A 17,989-nucleotide genomic window follows, 5' to 3' on the forward strand; every position below is an offset into this window, starting at 1 on the left:
ATCAGCTCATCCCCATCACTTGTTCAGGCGGAAATCTGCCTCGGCAGCGGCGAAGCGCTGAAGCATGCCTTTGGTAGGCTCGCCCAGTTTGCTGACGATGTAGATCGCCAGGCTGGCGAAGATGAAACCAGGGATGATTTCGTACAGGCCCAGCAGTTCGAAGTGTTTCCACACGATCACGGTGATCGCGCCGACCAGGATGCCGGCCAGTGCGCCGTTGCGGGTCATGTCTTTCCAGATCACGGAGATCAGGACAACCGGACCGAAAGCAGCACCGAAACCAGCCCAGGCGTAGCTGACCAGACCCAGCACACGGTTTTCCGGGTTAGCGGCCAATGCGATAGCGATCAAGGCAACCAGCAACACCATGGCACGACCGACCCAGACCAACTCGACCTGGGAAGCGGTTTTACGCAGGAAGGTTTTGTAGAAGTCTTCGGTCAGTGCGCTCGAGCACACCAGCAATTGGCAGCTCAGGGTGCTCATCACCGCAGCCAGAATGGCCGACAGCAGTACACCGGCAACCCATGGGTTGAACAGGATCTTGGCCAGTTCGATGAACACACGTTCGTGGTTTTCGCTCACTGGCATGGCCACGGCAGGGTTTGCCGAGAAGTAGGCAATACCGAAAAAGCCTACAGCCACGGTGCCGCCCAGGCACAGGATCATCCAGGTCATGGAGATGCGGCGAGCGTTAGCGATCGATTTGACCGAATCCGCCGCCATGAATCGCGCCAGGATGTGCGGCTGACCGAAGTAGCCCAGGCCCCAGCCCATCAACGAGATGATGCCGATGAAGGTGGTGTTTTTCAGCATGTCGAAGTTGCTTGGATCTTGCGCTTCGATGGCCAGGAACGTGGTGTCGATGCCGCCAGTGGCCAGCAGCACGATGATCGGCGTCAGCAACAGCGCGAAGATCATCAGCGTGGCTTGTACGGTGTCAGTCCAGCTCACTGCCAGGAAACCGCCAACGAAGGTGTAGGCAATCGTCGCCGCAGCACCGGCCCACAGCGCAGTCTCGTAAGACATGCCGAAGGTGCTTTCGAACAGACGGGCGCCGGCCACGATGCCGGATGCGCAGTAGATGGTGAAGAACACCAGGATCACGACCGCAGAGATGATCCGCAGCAGGCCGCTTTTGTCTTCGAAACGGCTGGAGAAGTAATCCGGCAGGGTCAGCGCATCGCCGTTGTGCTCGGTCTGCACGCGCAGGCGGCCGGCGACGAATAGCCAGTTCAGGTAAGCACCGATGATCAGACCGATGGCGATCCAGCTTTCGGAGAGACCGGACATATAGATAGCGCCCGGCAGGCCCATCAACAACCAGCCGCTCATGTCGGAGGCGCCGGCGGACAATGCAGTCACGACGCTGCCCAGGCTGCGACCGCCCAGAATGTAGTCAGAAAGGTTGTTGGTGGAGCGATAGGCCATGAAGCCGATCAGCACCATTGCTGCGATGTAGATCACGAACGTGATCAGTGTTGGATTGCTTACGCTCATTTGAGTGATGCCCTGGCTTTGTTTTTATGTAGCGGCAGAGTGTGAAAGCGCCGACAAACGACAATGTTTGTTCAGACGATTTCCGGGCCCGCGCATTTAATGACTGATGTTTCCCCAGGAAAGCCATCAGCCGGTACACCTGTCTTTTTTGACCGGTTGCACCTTGGGCGCGAATGCTATTCAACAAAGCAAATAAGGTGCAACCAGTTTCGAGCGAATAAGTTGCACCTAGTCGGATTTACTTGAAAAAAGCCTGTTTTTGCTCCCTTTTAGCGCAGTCCTGACGGTTTACTAGAAGCAAAAGCACCAAGCAGGAGCAGTACATTCGTACCGGAATTTATTTCCTGACGAGCTGCGTATTATTCCGACAAAAAAAGGGTTGCACCCGGTTGCACCTCGACGGTTGCGCGGCTAATCTTGCCGCCAGCTGATGCCACGCGGTCGTGGCAAACATGAGGATAAAAATATGGCTACCACCACCCTTGGGGTCAAACTTGACGACCCGACCCGCGAGCGCCTCAAGGCCGCCGCGACCTCGATTGATCGCACGCCACACTGGCTGATCAAGCAGGCAATTTTCAATTACCTGGAAAAACTCGAGGGTGGTGCAACCCTGTCCGAGCTGAACGGTTTGAACGGCAAGGAAGTTGACGAAGCGGGCGAGATCCACGTCGATCACGCGCATCAGTGCTTCCTGGAGTTCGCTGAAAGCATCTTGCCGCAATCGGTGCTGCGCGCTTCGATCACCGCCGCTTACCGTCGCCCTGAGCCGGAAGTGGTGCCGATGCTGATCGAGCAGGCTCGCCTGCCAGCCTCGATGGCCGAAGCCACCAACAAGCTCGCCGCCTCGATTGCCGAAAAACTGCGCAATCAGAAAAGCGCCGGCGGCCGTGCCGGAATTGTTCAGGGCCTGTTGCAGGAATTTTCCCTGTCGTCCCAGGAAGGCGTGGCCCTGATGTGCCTGGCCGAAGCGCTGTTGCGTATCCCGGACAAAGGCACGCGTGATGCATTGATTCGCGACAAGATCAGCACCGGCAACTGGCACCCGCACTTGGGCAACAGCCCGTCGCTGTTCGTCAACGCCGCCACCTGGGGCTTGCTGCTGACCGGCAAACTGGTCGCCACCCACAACGAAGCCGGCCTGACATCGTCCTTGAGCCGCATCATCGGCAAGAGCGGCGAGCCGATGATTCGCAAGGGCGTCGACATGGCCATGCGCCTGATGGGCGAGCAGTTCGTCACCGGCGAAACCATCGCCGAAGCCCTGGCCAACGCCAGCAAGTTCGAAGCCAAAGGCTTCCGCTATTCCTACGACATGCTGGGTGAAGCCGCACTCACCGAGCACGACGCCCAGAAGTACCTGGCCTCGTACGAACAAGCCATCCACTCGATCGGCAAAGCGTCCCACGGTCGTGGGATTTATGAAGGTCCTGGCATTTCCATCAAGCTGTCGGCACTGCACCCGCGTTACAGCCGTGCGCAGTACGAGCGCGTGATGGACGAGTTGTACCCGCGCCTGCTGTCGCTGACCCTGCTGGCCAAGCAATACGACATCGGCCTGAACATCGACGCCGAAGAAGCCGACCGCCTCGAGTTGTCGCTGGATCTGCTGGAGCGCCTGTGCTTCGAGCCGCAACTGACCGGCTGGAACGGCATCGGTTTCGTGATCCAGGCTTATCAAAAGCGTTGCCCGTACGTGATCGATTACGTGATCGACCTGGCTCGTCGCAGCCGTCATCGCCTGATGATCCGCCTGGTAAAAGGCGCGTACTGGGACAGCGAAATCAAGCGCGCCCAGGTCGAAGGCCTGGAAGGCTATCCGGTCTACACCCGCAAGGTGTACACCGACGTTTCCTACATCGCCTGCGCTCGCAAATTGCTGTCGGTGCCGGAAGTCATCTACCCGCAGTTCGCCACGCACAACGCCCATACCCTGTCGGCCATTTACCACATCGCCGGTCAGAACTATTACCCCGGCCAGTACGAGTTCCAGTGCCTGCACGGCATGGGAGAACCGCTGTACGAACAGGTTGTAGGCAAAGTTTCCGAAGGCAAGCTGAACCGTCCGTGCCGCGTGTACGCTCCGGTTGGCACGCACGAAACACTGTTGGCGTACCTGGTACGTCGTCTGCTGGAAAACGGTGCGAACACCTCGTTCGTCAACCGCATTGCCGACCAATCCATTTCGATTCAGGAGCTGGTGGCCGATCCAGTGGCCAGCATCGAGCAGATGGCTACGCTGGAAGGCGGCTTCGGCCTGCCACACCCGCGTATCCCGCTGCCGCGTGATCTTTATGGTGCCGAGCGCGCCAACTCCAGCGGCATCGACATGGCCAACGAACATCGTTTGGCTTCGCTGTCCTGCGCACTACTGGCAACCGCTCATAACCACTGGAAAGCCGCGCCGATGCTCGGTTGCGCGTCCAGCAGCGAAACCCCTGCGCCAGTGCTGAACCCGTCGGATCTGCGTGACGTGGTCGGCCATGTACAGGAAGCGACCGTCGAAGACGTCGACAACGCGATCCAGTGCGCCCTGAACGCTGCGCCGATCTGGCAGGCCACTCCGCCCGCCGAGCGCGCCGCGATTCTGGAACGTGCCGCTGATTTGATGGAAGGCGAAATCCAGCCGCTGATGGGCCTGCTGGCCCGCGAAGCCGGCAAGACCTTCGCCAACGCCATCGCCGAAGTGCGTGAAGCCGTGGACTTCCTGCGTTATTACGCGGTGCAGGCGCGCAACGATTTCACCAACGACGCCCACCGTCCATTGGGTCCGGTGGTCTGCATCAGCCCGTGGAACTTCCCGCTGGCCATCTTCAGCGGCCAAGTCGCTGCGGCACTGGCTGCCGGCAACCCGGTTTTGGCCAAACCTGCGGAACAAACTCCGCTGGTGGCTGCTCAAGCCGTACGTTTGCTGCTCGAAGCCGGGATTCCGGAAGGCGTGCTGCAACTGCTGCCGGGCCGTGGCGAAACCGTTGGTGCTCGCTTGGTCGGTGACGATCGGGTTAAAGGTGTGATGTTCACTGGCTCCACCGAAGTCGCTCGTTTGCTGCAACGCAATGTCGCCGGTCGCCTGGATGCTCAGGGCCGTCCGATTCCGCTGATCGCTGAAACTGGCGGCCAGAACGCAATGATCGTCGACTCTTCGGCATTGACTGAACAAGTCGTGATCGACGTGGTGTCGTCGGCCTTCGACAGCGCCGGTCAGCGTTGCTCGGCGCTGCGTGTGCTGTGTTTGCAGGAAGATTCCGCTGACCGTGTCATCGAAATGCTTAAAGGTGCCATGGCTGAATGCCGTCTTGGCAACCCGGAACGCCTGTCGGTGGACATCGGCCCGGTGATCGACGCCGAAGCCAAGGCCGGTATCGAGAAGCACATCCAGGGCATGCGCGACAAAGGTCGCAGCGTGTACCAAGTGGCAATCGCCAACACCGAAGAAGTCAAACGCGGCACCTTCGTGATGCCGACGTTGATCGAACTGGAAAGCTTCGACGAGCTGCAACGGGAGATCTTCGGCCCGGTGCTGCACGTGGTTCGCTACAAGCGCAAAGACATCGATCAGCTGATCGGTCAGATCAACGCTTCCGGTTATGGCCTGACCTTGGGTGTGCACACTCGTATCGACGAGACCATCGCCAAGGTGATCGACAACGTCAACGCCGGTAACGTCTACGTGAACCGCAACATCGTCGGTGCCGTGGTAGGTGTGCAGCCGTTCGGTGGCGAAGGCCTGTCGGGTACGGGTCCGAAAGCCGGTGGTCCGTTGTACCTGTACCGTCTGTTGTCGACACGTCCTACCGATGCGATCGAACAATCCTTCGCTCGCGGTGATGCCATCGCGGCACCGGACGTTCGTCTGCGTGATGCCATGAGCAAACCGCTGAAGGCCCTGCAAGCTTGGGCCGACAGCAACAAGTTCACCGACCTGAGCACCCTGTGCGTGCAGTTCGCGGCGCAATCGCAAAGCGGGATCACCCGTCTTCTGGCGGGCCCGACCGGTGAGCGCAACAGCTACGCCATCCTGCCGCGTGAACACGTGCTGTGCCTGGCGGAAGTCGAAGGCGATCTGCTGACACAACTGGCGGCGGTATTGGCTGTAGGCAGCTCGGCGGTATGGCCAGAAGCTGAATTGACCAAGGCGTTGTTCGCACGTCTGCCGAAGGAAATTCAGGCGAAGATCAAACTGGTTTCCGACTGGAGCAAGGACGAAGTGCTGTTTGATGCGGTTCTGCATCACGGCCATTCCGATCAGTTGCGCGCGGTCTGCCAGCAAGTGGCCAAGCGTGCCGGTGCGATTGTTGGGGTTCATGGCTTGTCGCAAGGCGAGACCAACATTGCGCTGGAGCGTCTGGTGATCGAGCGGGCGTTGAGCGTTAACACCGCTGCGGCGGGTGGTAATGCCAGTCTGATGACTATCGGCTAAACCGCAAACAAGACCGGGCATCCGCAATGGGTGCCCGGTTTGCAGTATCCCCTGTGGGAGTGAGCCTGCTCGCGATAGCGGTGTAACAGTCGACAGAGATGTTGAGTGTTATGGCCTCATCGCGAGCAGGCTCGCTCCCACAGTTGTTTTGGGGTGTCTGCTAAGTCGCTGCTCTGCTCCACCATCACGCTCATCAATCATCCTGTTCAGCCCGCCCTCCCCACGCCTAGACTCGGTCCATTCCAAAAAAAGGTAGGCCGCCATGTCCGAGACGTTGCTCAGTTCCCGCAATCTGGCTTTCGAGCTGTATGAAGTCCTTGATGCCGAGGGCCTGACCCAGCGTGAGCGTTTCGCCGAGCACAACCGCGAGACCTTCGACGCCGCCATCGGCACCGCCCGCACCATCGCCGAGAAGTTCTTCGCCCCGCACAACCGCAAGGGTGACGAGAACGAACCGCGCTACGAGGATGGTCAGGCGATTCTGATTCCGGAAGTGAAACCGGCGGTGGACGCCTTCCTTGAAGCCGGTTTCCTCAACGCTGCGCGCAGTTTCGATGCCGGCGGCATGCAACTTCCTACGCTGCTGTCCCAAGCCTGCTTCGCGCACTTTCAATCAGCCAACGCGGCGTCGACCTCTTATCCGTTCCTGACCATGGGCGCGGCGAACCTGATCGAAAGTTTCGGCACCGAGGAGCAGAAACAGCGCTTCCTGCAACCGATGATCGACGGACGTTTCTTCGGCACCATGGCGCTGACCGAGCCGCATGCCGGCTCGTCGCTGTCGGATATTCGTACCCGCGCAGAGCCTGCGTCTGACGGCACCTATCGCCTCAAGGGCAACAAGATCTTTATTTCTGGCGGTGATCACCCGCTGTCGGAAAACATCGTGCACATGGTGCTGGCCAAGTTGCCGGACGCACCGGCCGGGGTGAAGGGCATTTCGCTGTTCATCGTGCCCAAGTTTCTGGTCAACGATGACGGCAGCCTGGGCAAACGCAATGACGTGTTGCTGGCCGGGCTGTTCCACAAGATGGGCTGGCGCGGCACCACCTCCACCGCGCTGAACTTCGGCGATAACGGCGAGTGTGTCGGCTACCTCGTGGGCAAGCCACATCACGGGTTGAGCTACATGTTCCAGATGATGAACGAGGCGCGGATCGGCGTCGGCATGGGCGCGGTGATGCTCGGTTACGCCGGTTATCTGTATTCCCTGGAATACGCTCGCGAACGTCCGCAGGGTCGCGTGCCGGACAGCAAGGACCCGAATACCGCACCGGTGGCGATCATTCAACACGCCGACGTCAAACGCATGTTGCTGACCCAGAAAGCCTACGTCGAAGGCTCGTTCGACCTGGGGTTGTACGCGGCGCGGCTGTTTGACGACACCACGACCCTTGAGACTGAAGCCGAGCGCAAACAGGCCCATGAACTGCTGGATTTGCTCACGCCGATCGTCAAATCCTGGCCGTCGGAGTTTTGCCTGAAGGCCAACGAACTGGCGATCCAGATACTCGGCGGCCATGGCTACACCCGCGAATACCCGGTGGAACAGTATTACCGCGACAACCGGCTGAACCCGATCCACGAAGGGACTCACGGCATTCAATCGCTGGACTTGCTGGGTCGCAAACTGGCGCAGAACGGTGGTGCGGGGCTCAAGCAATTGATCCGCCTGATTGCCGACACCGCCGAGCGCGCTCAAGCGTATGAATCGTTGACCACGCTACGTGAGCCGCTGGAGAAACTGTTGGCGCGCCTGCAAACGGTGACCATTGGCCTGCTGACGGATTTGGGGCAAGGCAAGGTTAATAGCAGCCTGGCGAACTCGGCGCTGTACCTGAAAGTGTTCGGGCACACGGTGATTGGCTGGCGCTGGCTGGAGCAGGCGATTCGCGCGGAGGAAGGGTTGGCCAAAGGGAATGTGGCGGATGTGAGCTTCTATAAAGGCAAGCTGCAGGCGGCGCGGTATTTTCTGACGTGGGAAGTGCCGGGTTGTCACCATGAACTGGCGATTCTTGAGGCTCGGGATGATGTGTGTTTGACGATGCAGGATGAGTGGTTCTAACTAGAGCCTTGTGGTGCTGCTGATATCCATTCGCGAGCAAGCCCGCTCCCACAGGTGACCGTGTTCCAATGTGGGAGCGGGCTTGCTCGCGAAGGCGCCCGCACAGACAACTCATCAACTCAACTTGAACCCACCCACTTGCCGCGCCAGATCATCGGCCAACCGCTGCAACGTCTGACAATCCTCACGGCAAGCCCTGACCTCCCCGGCGGTGGCACGGGCCAGATCAGAAATCCCCTGCACGTTCCGGTTGATCTCTTCCGTCACCGCCGACTGCTCTTCCGTCGCCGCCGCCACCTGATGGTTCATGTCGCTGATGCGCTCCACCTGACCGGTAATCGCCGTCAACGACACCCCGGTGCGCTGGCTCGACTCGACGCCCGTACCGGTCGCCGCTTGCCCGGAATGCATCGACGACACCGCGTTCTCCGCGCCTTGCTTGAGGCTGCCGATCATCTGCTGAATCTCATCAGTCGACGACTGCGTCCGCCGCGCCAACGTGCGCACCTCGTCCGCCACCACCGCAAACCCACGCCCCATGTCCCCGGCCCGCGCCGCTTCGATGGCCGCGTTGAGCGCGAGCAAATTTGTTTGCTCGGAGATCCCGCGAATCACTGCCAGCACCTGATCGATGGATGCCACCTGATGGGCCAACTCGCCCACCGCGCTGGCAGCGAGGCCGATTTCATCCGACATGCTTTCGATATGCCGGATCGACCCGCCCACCACTTCCCGCGCCTGCATCGCCTCATCGCGGGCAGTTTGTGAAGCCACCGCAGCGTTGCCGGCGTTCTGGGCGATTTCCTGCACGGTCAGGCCCATTTCGTGGACGGCAGTGGCGACCATGTCGGTCATTTCCTGTTGGCGGCCAGAGCGTTCAGCGGTGTTGTCCACCACCCGCGCCACCTGCCCGACTGCCGTGCGTAAACGTTCGCTGGTGGTCAGCACTTCGCCGATCATGTCGCGCTGGCTTTCCAGGAATCGATTGAAGCCGCGAGCCAGGTCACCCAGTTCATCGGCGCGACTGGAATCTAACCTGTGGGTCAAATCTCCACCACCGCTACCGATGGCTACCAGCGCCGCTGTTACCTGACGAATCGGCCGCACCAAGCCACGGGCCAACAACACCACCAGCATCAGGCAAACCAGCGCGACCGCCAGGCCGATGCCGCTGCTCATCCACATCGCGCGGCGGGCTTCGGCGTAGATCTGCGACTGCGGCACTTCGGCCACCAGCGTCCAGCCCAGGTCCCGCAACGGCAGGCTCAATGCCAGGAAATCTTCGCCCTCGCGTATAAAGCTGCTACTGGTGGCGGCTTTTTGAGCCATGACCGCTTGCGCTGCCGCAGCGCCAATCTGTTCGGCCAAGGTGCGTTTGCCGCTGAACTGAGCCTCGGGATGAACCTGGATCAAACCGTCGGAACGTACGAGATAGACCTTGCCGCGCTCACCGAAGTTGAAGTTGTGGATCAGCTCCGACAGCTCTTTCATGCTCAGGCCAAGCCCGGCAACGCCCACGACTTTGCCGGCCTGCTCGACCTTGAGGTCGATGAACAGCGCCAACTCTCCGGTCGCGGTGTCATTGTCGATATTGAGGGTGCGCGGCTGATTGCTGTCGAGAAAGGAATAGAACCAGGCGTCTTTGGGGTTGGAACGACTAAGGGTCCGGTCCAGGCCTTTTTCCGTGAAGTAGTGGTTTGAAGCCGTGCCGACGATCAGCGCGGTAAAGGCTTTGTGCTCGGCGCGGATGCCTTCCAGATACTTCACGAAGGTATCGGTCTGGGCGCTGTTTTCGCCCCCGGCCAACCAGTCGCGCACCATGCTGTTGCTGGCGATGTCCTTGGCGGCAGTGAGGGGTTGAACGAGGATTCGCTCGATGTCGTTGCGCATCGCTTCGATGCTCGACGGCAGCGCTTGTTCGACCAGATAGCGCTCGGTGAGACGGTTGACCACCAGGGTATAAATGCCAACCACGATCAGGATACTGACCAGCAGGGCAGTGCCCATGCTCAGGATCAACTGCCATTGAATACTGCGTCGCCAGAACTGCATGGAGCACCCCCAAAGAATAAGAGGCTGAAACACTGCAACAGCCGTGCCGATTGTATACAACACAAACGACGATTTATTCTTTGGTTGTGCGCAAAGCCGATCAGGCCTGATTGATCGTCTTGGAAATCACTTCAACCGTGGCGCTGACTTGCTCTTGGTAACGGTCGAGTTCCTGCTGGTGCTGCTTTTTCATTTCAATCTGCTGGGAGCACAGATTCATCGCGGCCAATACCAGCAAGCGGTCACCGATCAGCGTCGGGTACTTCCTTTTGGTGTCAGCCAGGGCAGCCTTCAGCATTAACGCGGCGTCCAGCAGGGTTTGCTCTTCCCCGGCCGGCGCCTTGATCGAATAGTCCTCCCCCAGGATCGAGACGACTTTTACCCCTGCGGCGCCGTGATTCATGCGCTGACCGGGCCGGCGCTGACGCGCTCAACCAGGGCCTGGATGCGTGCAGCGGTGGCACCTTGTTTCTCTTCCTGTTCCATCAGGCTCAGTTGCAGGCTTTCGTTTTCATCCTTGGCCTGGGCCAATTCTGCGCTCAGGGTCTGGTTGGTGCCGAGCAGGGTCTGGTTCTGTTGCACCAGGTCGCTGACCAGCTGTTCCAATTGGCTTAGGGATGCTTCCAACATTTTGATTTTCCAAGCATTTTCAAAGGGCGCGTACGATAAAGAAAAGTCACCACGGATGCCAGGGTTATTGGGGTGCAAACCCTTGATTTTCCTGGCGGGCGACCGTCCTCGCGAACTTTAAAGACTGTGATTGGCGGATCTGGTTCCTGCACTTCGTCGCCGAAGCGTTTGTGCGACAAAAACGCGCAGGGCCTCAAGACTTTAGTCGTATGACCGATAAGCCATCCATACGTCAGTCTCAGCGCCGCACGGATGCGCTCTTTTCGGTAAACACCATGTCCCTTCGTAATATGAATATCGCGCCACGGGCGTTCCTCGGTTTTGCCCTGATTGGCGGCCTGATGCTGATTCTGGGTGTGTTTGCCTTGAACCAGATGAGCAAGATTCGCGGTGCGGGTGAAGACATCGCCTCCATGAGCGTGCCGAGCATCAAGAGCCTCGACGAATTCACTCAGTTGACCCTGCGTCTGCGAGTGCTGTCCTATCGTTTGCTGGTGAACCGCGAACCTGATGTGCAGCAGAAAACTTTCGAGCTGTTTGAACTGCGTAATCAGCAGATCCGCGACGCTCAACGAGTCTACGAACCGCTGATCGACGGCCCGCAGGAACGCGCTGCTTACGATCAATACGTGCAGTTGCTGGCGCAGTATCGCCAACTCGAAGACCGGATGAAGACGCTCTCGCGCAACAACCAGGTCGACGAACTGCGCGCCATGCTCAACAGCGAATTGCTCTCCAACTCCGAAGCAGTCAACTCGGCCCTCGCGAAGTTGCTTGAGATCAACACCCAACAGATAGAAGCAACCGACACGCGTGCCGGTGAGCAGTATTCGACGTCCCTCAATCTGGTGATCACCTTGCTGGTCATCGCCAGTGGCCTGACCCTGCTTTTCGCCTGGTTGCTGACCAACAGCATCACCAAGCCGATCGCCAACGCCCTGAGCGCTGCCGAAGAAATTGCCGAGGGCAACCTGACCCGCCCGATCACCGTCGATGGTGAGGACGAAGCCGGCCGCTTGCTGCTGGCCATGTCGAAGATGCAGGACAAGCTGCGCGACACCCTGCAACGGATTTCCGGTTCCGCCACGCAACTGGCGTCCGCCGCTGAAGAGCTCAACAGCGTCACCGACGAAAGCGCTCGTGGCCTGACCCAGCAGAACAACGAAATCGAACAGGCTGCCACCGCGGTCAACGAAATGACCAGCGCCGTGGAAGAAGTCGCGCGCAATGCCGTCAGCACGTCCGAAGCCTCGAAAAATGCCACCACCTCTGCCGGTGATGGCCGTGACCTGGTGCAGGAAACCGTCAGCGCCATCGAACGCATGAGCGCCGACGTGCAGAGTACCGCGACCCTGATTGGCGACCTGGCCAACGAGTCCCGTGACATCGGTAAAGTGCTGGACGTGATTCGCGGCCTGGCTGACCAGACCAACCTGCTGGCATTGAACGCAGCCATCGAAGCGGCCCGTGCCGGTGAGGCCGGTCGTGGATTTGCCGTGGTCGCGGACGAGGTTCGTGCCCTGGCGCATCGCACCCAGCAATCGACCAGCGAAATCGAACGCATGATCGGCAGCATCCAGAGCGGTACCGAGCACGCGGTGGATTCGATGCGCAACAGCACCGAACGCGCCGAGTCGACGTTGAACATCGCTCGTGGTGCTGGCATGTCGCTGGACACTATTAATAGTGCAATCGTCGAAATCAACGAGCGCAACCTGGTCATCGCCAGCGCGGCCGAAGAGCAGGCGCAAGTGGCCCGTGAAGTGGACCGCAATCTGGTGAACATTCGTGATCTGTCGGTGCAGTCGGCGACCGGGGCCAACCAGACCAGTGCCGCGAGCAATGAGTTGTCGCGATTGGCGCTGGACCTGAACAACATGGTTGGGCGGTTTAGCCTCTAACAACCCTATGGAGAGGGGATGTTGATCGTTCCCACGCTCCGCGTGGGAATGCAGCCCGGGACGCTCCGCGTCCCAAAAAGCGGACGCGGAGCGTCCGTTGAGGCATTCCCACGCAGAGCGAGGGAACGATCACTGTCCTTGCGTCCCCCCTCTGCAAAAAGCTTTTTGACAGCATCACATTTCAACAGGTTAGAATCGCTGGCACGCAGACTGCATGGTCAGTTTGCGCCCGCCTTTAGCTTTCTGGAGTACTGCCTTTGAATGCGACGACCATCAACAGCCTGTTCTTGATCGGCGCGTTGCTGGTAGGTGCAAGCATTCTGGTGAGCTCACTTTCATCGCGCCTTGGCATCCCGATTCTGGTGATCATCCTCGCGGTGGGCATGTCGGCCGGCGTCGATGGCGCCGGCATTATCTTCGATAACTACCCAACGGCTTATCTGGTCGGCAACCTCGCGCTGGCTGTCATCCTGCTCGACGGCGGCTTGCGCACCCGGGTTTCCAGCTTCCGCGTGGCGTTATGGCCGGCGCTGTCGCTGGCGACGGTCGGGGTGTTGATCACCACCGGGCTGACCGGCATGGCCGCCGCGTGGCTGTTCGATCTGAACCTGATTCAGGGCCTGCTGATCGGCGCTATCGTCGGCTCCACCGACGCCGCGGCGGTATTCTCGCTGCTCGGCGGCAAAGGCCTGAACGAACGGGTGACCGCCAGCCTCGAAATCGAGTCCGGCAGCAACGACCCGATGGCGGTGTTCCTTACCGTGACCCTGATCGACATGCTCGCCAGCGGCCAGTCCGGTCTGCACTGGAGCCTGCTCGGGCACTTTTTGCGTGAGTTCGGTATCGGCGCTGTCATCGGTCTGGGCGGCGGCTGGGTCATGTTGCAACTGGTCAACCGTATCCACTTGGCCACCGGCCTGTACCCGATCCTGGTCATTGCTGGCGGATTGGTCGTGTTTGCCCTGACCAACGCCTTGCACGGCAGCGGCTTCCTGGCGGTTTACCTGTGCGGTCTGGTCATCGGCAACCGCCCTGTGCGCAGCCGCCACGGCATTTTGCACATGCTCGACGGCATGGCGTGGCTGGCACAAATCGGCATGTTCCTGGTGCTGGGGTTGCTGGTAACACCCCACGACCTGTTGCCGATTGCCCTGCCCGCCCTGGGCCTGGCGCTGTGGATGATTCTGTTTGCGCGGCCGTTGTCGGTGATCGTCGGCCTGCTGCCCTTCAGGGCATTCCATGGGCGCGAGAAGGCGTTCATTTCCTGGGTCGGGCTACGCGGCGCGGTCCCGATCATTCTGGCGGTGTTCCCGCTGATGGCCGGCCTGCCCAACGCTCAGCTCTATTTCAACCTCGCCTTCTTTATCGTGCTGGTGTCGTTGCTGGTGCAGGGCACGAGCCTGCCGTGGGTGGCGAAGCTTTTGAAAGTGACCGTTCCGCCGGAGCCGGCACCGATCTCCCGCGCAGCCCTGGAAGTCCACGTCACCAGTGAGTGGGAGCTGTTCGTTTATCGCCTCGGGGCCGAGAAATGGTGTATCGGCTCGCCCCTTCGCGAACTGAAAATGCCCGAAGGCACTCGCATTGCAGCCCTGTTTCGGGGCCAGCAACTGCTCCATCCGTCGGGTAGTACGGTGCTCGAAGTCGACGATTTGCTGTGCGTAATCGGCCACGAACACAACCTTCCGGCCCTCGGAAAACTCTTCAGCCAGGCACCGCAACGAGGCCTCGATTTGCGCTTCTTCGGCGACTTCGTACTCGAAGGAGACGCCCAGTTGGCCGCGGTTGCGGCGCTGTACGGGTTGAAAGTGGAAGGCATCGATCCGGACATGTCGCTCGGCCACTTCATTGCCCAGAAAGTGGGCGGTGCTCCGGTAGTCGGTGACCAGGTGGAATGGAACAACACCATTTGGACCGTCGCTGTCATGGAAGGGAACAAGATCGGTAAAGTGGGCGTCAGATTCCCCGAAGGAAGTCGCCCCGGCCCGGGACTCTTCCTCTAAACTCCACACTTCGTCTCGCTTTCGATCGGTCTCTATGTCAACCCTGCGCACGTTCATCATTACGGCCCTGCTGGGCTTGAGTCTTTCTGTCGGTACATTGCAAGCGGCCGAACCGCCGTCCAGCGAAGCCGTGCAGGCGAACCTGAACAAGATCGCCGAGCGCAAATTGCCGGAAGCCGATCAGAAAGCCCTGCAGAGCATCCTGCAAAACACGCTGACACAACTCAACAACAAGCGTGATTACGAGCAGAAGCTGGCCGATCTCAAGCAGCAACTGGCCAACGCCCCAAAGCAGAACATCGAAAACCAGCGAGAACTGACCAAGCTCAAAGCCAGCAAAGTGCTGCCGGTGCCGCAGCGCTATGCCAAAGAGCCTATTCAGCAACTGGAGCAAATGCTCACCGAGCGCTCCACTCAGCAAAGCGATCTGCAGAAGGCCCTCTCGGACGCCAACAGTCTGGTGATCACCGCCCAGACCCGCCCCGAACGCGCCCAGGCGGAAATTTCCACCAGCCAGACGCGCATCCAGCAGATCAACAACATCCTCAAGATCGGCAAGGACGCCGGCAAGACCTTGACCCCTGAGCAACGCGACCTGCTCAACGCCGAGCTCGCGGCGCTGAATGCCCTGATCCCGTTGCGTCGCCAGGAACTGGCCGGCAACAATCAACTGCAGGACCTGGGCAACAGCCAGCATGACTTGCTCTCGGAAAAATCCGATCGCCTGGATCAGGAAATCCAGGAGCTGCAAACCCTGATCAACCAGAAGCGCCTGGCCCAGTCCCAGGAGACGGTGACCCAGCAGTCCATCGAAGCGCAGAAATCCGGCGGCAGTACCCTGCTGGCTACCGAAAGCGCAGCCAACCTCAAGCTTTCCGATTACCTGCTCAAAAGCACCGACCGCCTCAACGAAGTCACCCAGCAAAACCTGCAGACCAAGCAGCAACTGGACAACGTGACCCAGAGCGACTCGGCGCTGGAAGAGCAGATCAACGTGCTCAAGGGCAGCCTGCTGCTCTCCAAGATTCTCTACAAACAGAAGCAGGCCCTGCCACGCCTCAAGCTCGACCGAGACCTGGCCGACCAGATCGCCGACATTCGCCTCTATCAATTCGAAGTCAGCCAGCAACGGGAACTGCTCAGCAACCCGGCGACCTACGTCGACAACCTGCTGTCGACCCAGCCTCCCGAGCAAGTCACCCCGCAATTGCGCAAGAGCCTGCTGGACCTGGCCACGACCCGCGCCGACCTGCTGGAGCGGCTGAACCGCGAACTCAGCGCGGTGCTCAACGAATCCATCACGTTGCAACTCAACCAGAAGCAACTGCTCAGCACCGCGCAAAGCCTGCGGGCGACCCTCGATGAGCAGATGTTCTGGATTCCCAGCAACAAGCCGCTGGACCTGGAATGGATGCGCGCCGTGCCGGAGCGCCTGGAACGTCAGGTCACCACGCTGCCGTGGGCTTCCAGCCTGAGCGAATTAGGTGACGGCCTGACCCAACGGCCGCTGCTGTTCCTGCCCCTGGCGCTGTTGATCGGTGCCCTGCTGTGGCGACGCAAAAGCCTGTATGCCCGACTGAGCAAGGTTCACCAGGACATCGGCCACTTCAAACGCGACAGCCAGTGGCACACGCCGCAGGCCATCCTGATCAACATTCTGCTGGCGATGCCGGTGTCCCTGGGCCTGGCCTTGTGTGGCCTGGCCTTGCAAATCGACGCCCGCGGACAAAACGCGAACATGGGCGCAGCGCTGCTGCAAATGGCCCAGGCCTGGCTAGTGTTCTACACCGCCTACCGGATACTTGCGCCGGGCGGCGTGGCCGAACTGCATTTCCGCTGGGAAAAACCGCAAGTCGAATTCCTGCAGGGCTGGGTCCGTCGACTCGGTCTGGTGGTCATGGCCCTGGTCGCGGTGGTGGCGGTCGCCGAGCTGCAACCCGCCACCCTGGCCGATGACGTACTCGGCATGCCGGTGGTGCTGACCTGCTACGCGTTGATGGCCTGGCTGCTCAGTCGCCTGCTGATCAGCAGCCCGACTCACCAGAACGCTTCGTTGTTCCGCAAGGCCGTGGGGGTCATATTCACCGTCCTGCCTGTGGCGCTGTTCGTGGCGGTGTGCTTCGGCTATTACTACACCGCGCTGAAGCTCAGTGACCGGTTGATCAACACCCTTTACCTGCTGATGTTCTGGCTGGTGATCGAGGCCACCTTCGTGCGCGGCCTCAGCGTTGCCGCACGCCGCCTGGCCTACCAGCGCGCCCTGGCCAAACGCCAGGCCGCGAAAGAGGCCGGCGACGGCGAAGCGGTGATCGAAGAGCCAACGCTGGATATCGAGAAGGTCAACGAACAGTCCCTGCGCCTGATCCGCCTGGCACTGCTGGGCGGCTTCATCGCGGCGTTGTACTGGGTCTGGTCGGACCTGATCTCGGTGTTCTCGTACCTGGATAACGTCACCCTCTACGAATACACCAGCGGCACCGGCGCCAACATGAGCATGGTGCCGATCAGCATTGGCGACATGCTCGGCGCGTTGATCATCATCGGCATCACCTTCGCCCTCGCGCGCAACTTGCCGGGGTTGCTGGAAGTGTTGGTGCTGTCGAAGCTGAACCTGGCTCAGGGCAGCGCCTACGCCACCACTACCTTGCTGTCCTACGTGATCGCCGGTATCGGTTTCGTCTCGACCCTGTCGACACTTGGCGTGAGTTGGGACAAGTTGCAATGGCTGGTGGCGGCGCTGTCGGTGGGTCTCGGCTTCGGGATGCAGGAAATCTTCGCGAACTTCATCTCCGGGATCATGATCCTGTTCGAACGTCCGGTACGGATCGGCGACACCATCACCATCGGCAACCTGTCCGGCACGGTGAGCAAGATCCGCATCCGTGCCACGACCATCACCGACTTCGACCGCAAGGACATCATCGTCCCGAACAAGACGTTCATTACAGGACAACTGATCAACTGGTCCCTGACCGACACCATCACCCGAGTGACCCTCAAGCTCGGTGTCGATTACGGCTCGGACCTGGACCTGGTCAAGGAATTGCTGCTCAAGGCCGCGCGCGATAACCCGCGAGTGCTGAAAGACCCGGAACCTCACGTGTACTTCCTGAATTTCGGCGAAAGCACCCTCGACCACGAGCTGCGCATGCATGTGCGCGACCTCGGTGACCGTAACCCGGTGCTCGACGAGGTCAACCGCTTCATCAATCGCGAGTTCAAGAAGCAGCACATCAACATCTCGTTCCGGCAGATGGAGGTTTACCTCAAGAACATCCAGGGCCAGGAATACAGAATGGTACCCGTCGATCCGGAAGCCAAAACCATCGTGCCCAAACCCGATGGCCAACCGCTGCAAGAGCCGCCAGCCGCCAAGCTCGACTAAGCGGCTTATCCCTAGCAGAATGCTCGGACATTCTGC

9 protein-coding genes and 1 pseudogene are annotated in these 17,989 nt (G+C 60.0%); 5 read left to right on the forward strand and 5 right to left on the reverse strand.

The annotated features are described in order from the left end of the window. Positions 1–15: 15 nt before the first annotated feature. Positions 16–1,500, reverse strand: coding sequence for a sodium/proline symporter PutP (putP, locus tag PFAS1_RS08910; RefSeq protein ID WP_074873014.1), 1,485 nt, complete (start codon positions 1,498–1,500; stop codon positions 16–18). A 466-nt stretch (positions 1,501–1,966) separates the two neighbouring features. Here putP and putA point away from each other — a divergent pair, with 466 nt between their 5' ends. Both putA and PFAS1_RS08920 read left to right on the forward strand, forming a co-directional pair. Next, positions 1,967–5,920, forward strand: coding sequence for a trifunctional transcriptional regulator/proline dehydrogenase/L-glutamate gamma-semialdehyde dehydrogenase (putA, locus tag PFAS1_RS08915; RefSeq protein WP_076028908.1), 3,954 nt, complete (start codon positions 1,967–1,969; stop codon positions 5,918–5,920). A gap of 262 nt (positions 5,921–6,182) precedes the next feature. Then, entirely contained in the window at positions 6,183–7,985 is a 1,803-nt protein-coding gene (locus tag PFAS1_RS08920) for an acyl-CoA dehydrogenase (RefSeq protein ID WP_076028909.1), read from the forward strand. A gap of 114 nt (positions 7,986–8,099) precedes the next feature. On the opposite strand, the gene PFAS1_RS30365 is transcribed toward PFAS1_RS08920, so the two are convergent. From PFAS1_RS30365 to PFAS1_RS08935, 4 genes and pseudogenes are all read right to left on the reverse strand, one after another. After that, positions 8,100–8,945: a methyl-accepting chemotaxis protein gene (locus PFAS1_RS30365; protein ID WP_371922128.1), complete on the reverse strand. Its 846-nt coding sequence runs from the start codon at positions 8,943–8,945 to the stop codon at positions 8,100–8,102. Positions 8,946–8,966: 21 nt separating this feature from the next. Further along, positions 8,967–10,037: pseudogene (locus tag PFAS1_RS30370) on the reverse strand (HAMP domain-containing protein); the annotation flags it as partial. 100 nt (positions 10,038–10,137) lie between these two features. After that, the gene (locus tag PFAS1_RS08930) at positions 10,138–10,440 is read right to left on the reverse strand and encodes a cell division protein ZapA (protein WP_076028911.1); all 303 of its coding nucleotides are present in this window, start codon (positions 10,438–10,440) and stop codon (positions 10,138–10,140) included. Further along, a complete protein-coding gene (locus tag PFAS1_RS08935; protein WP_008149645.1) occupies positions 10,437–10,667 on the reverse strand; it encodes a hypothetical protein in 231 nt (76 codons plus the stop codon). The genes PFAS1_RS08930 and PFAS1_RS08935 overlap by 4 nt, the downstream gene beginning before the upstream one ends. Positions 10,668–10,942: 275 nt before the next feature. Between PFAS1_RS08935 and PFAS1_RS08940 the strand changes: the two genes are divergently transcribed. The 3 genes from PFAS1_RS08940 to mscK all read left to right on the forward strand — a co-directional run bounded on the left by PFAS1_RS08940 (position 10,943) and on the right by mscK (position 17,953). Continuing rightward, the gene (locus tag PFAS1_RS08940; protein WP_076031509.1) at positions 10,943–12,568 is read left to right on the forward strand and encodes a methyl-accepting chemotaxis protein; all 1,626 of its coding nucleotides are present in this window, start codon (positions 10,943–10,945) and stop codon (positions 12,566–12,568) included. A gap of 257 nt (positions 12,569–12,825) precedes the next feature. Then, the gene (locus PFAS1_RS08945) at positions 12,826–14,568 is read left to right on the forward strand and encodes a potassium/proton antiporter (protein WP_076028912.1); all 1,743 of its coding nucleotides are present in this window, start codon (positions 12,826–12,828) and stop codon (positions 14,566–14,568) included. A 34-nt stretch (positions 14,569–14,602) separates the two neighbouring features. Beyond that, entirely contained in the window at positions 14,603–17,953 is a 3,351-nt protein-coding gene (gene mscK, locus PFAS1_RS08950) for a mechanosensitive channel MscK (protein WP_076028913.1), read from the forward strand. Positions 17,954–17,989 lie beyond the last annotated feature (36 nt).

The sequence above is a fragment of the Pseudomonas frederiksbergensis genome (assembly GCF_001952935.1).
Classification (GTDB): domain Bacteria; phylum Pseudomonadota; class Gammaproteobacteria; order Pseudomonadales; family Pseudomonadaceae; genus Aquipseudomonas; species Aquipseudomonas frederiksbergensis.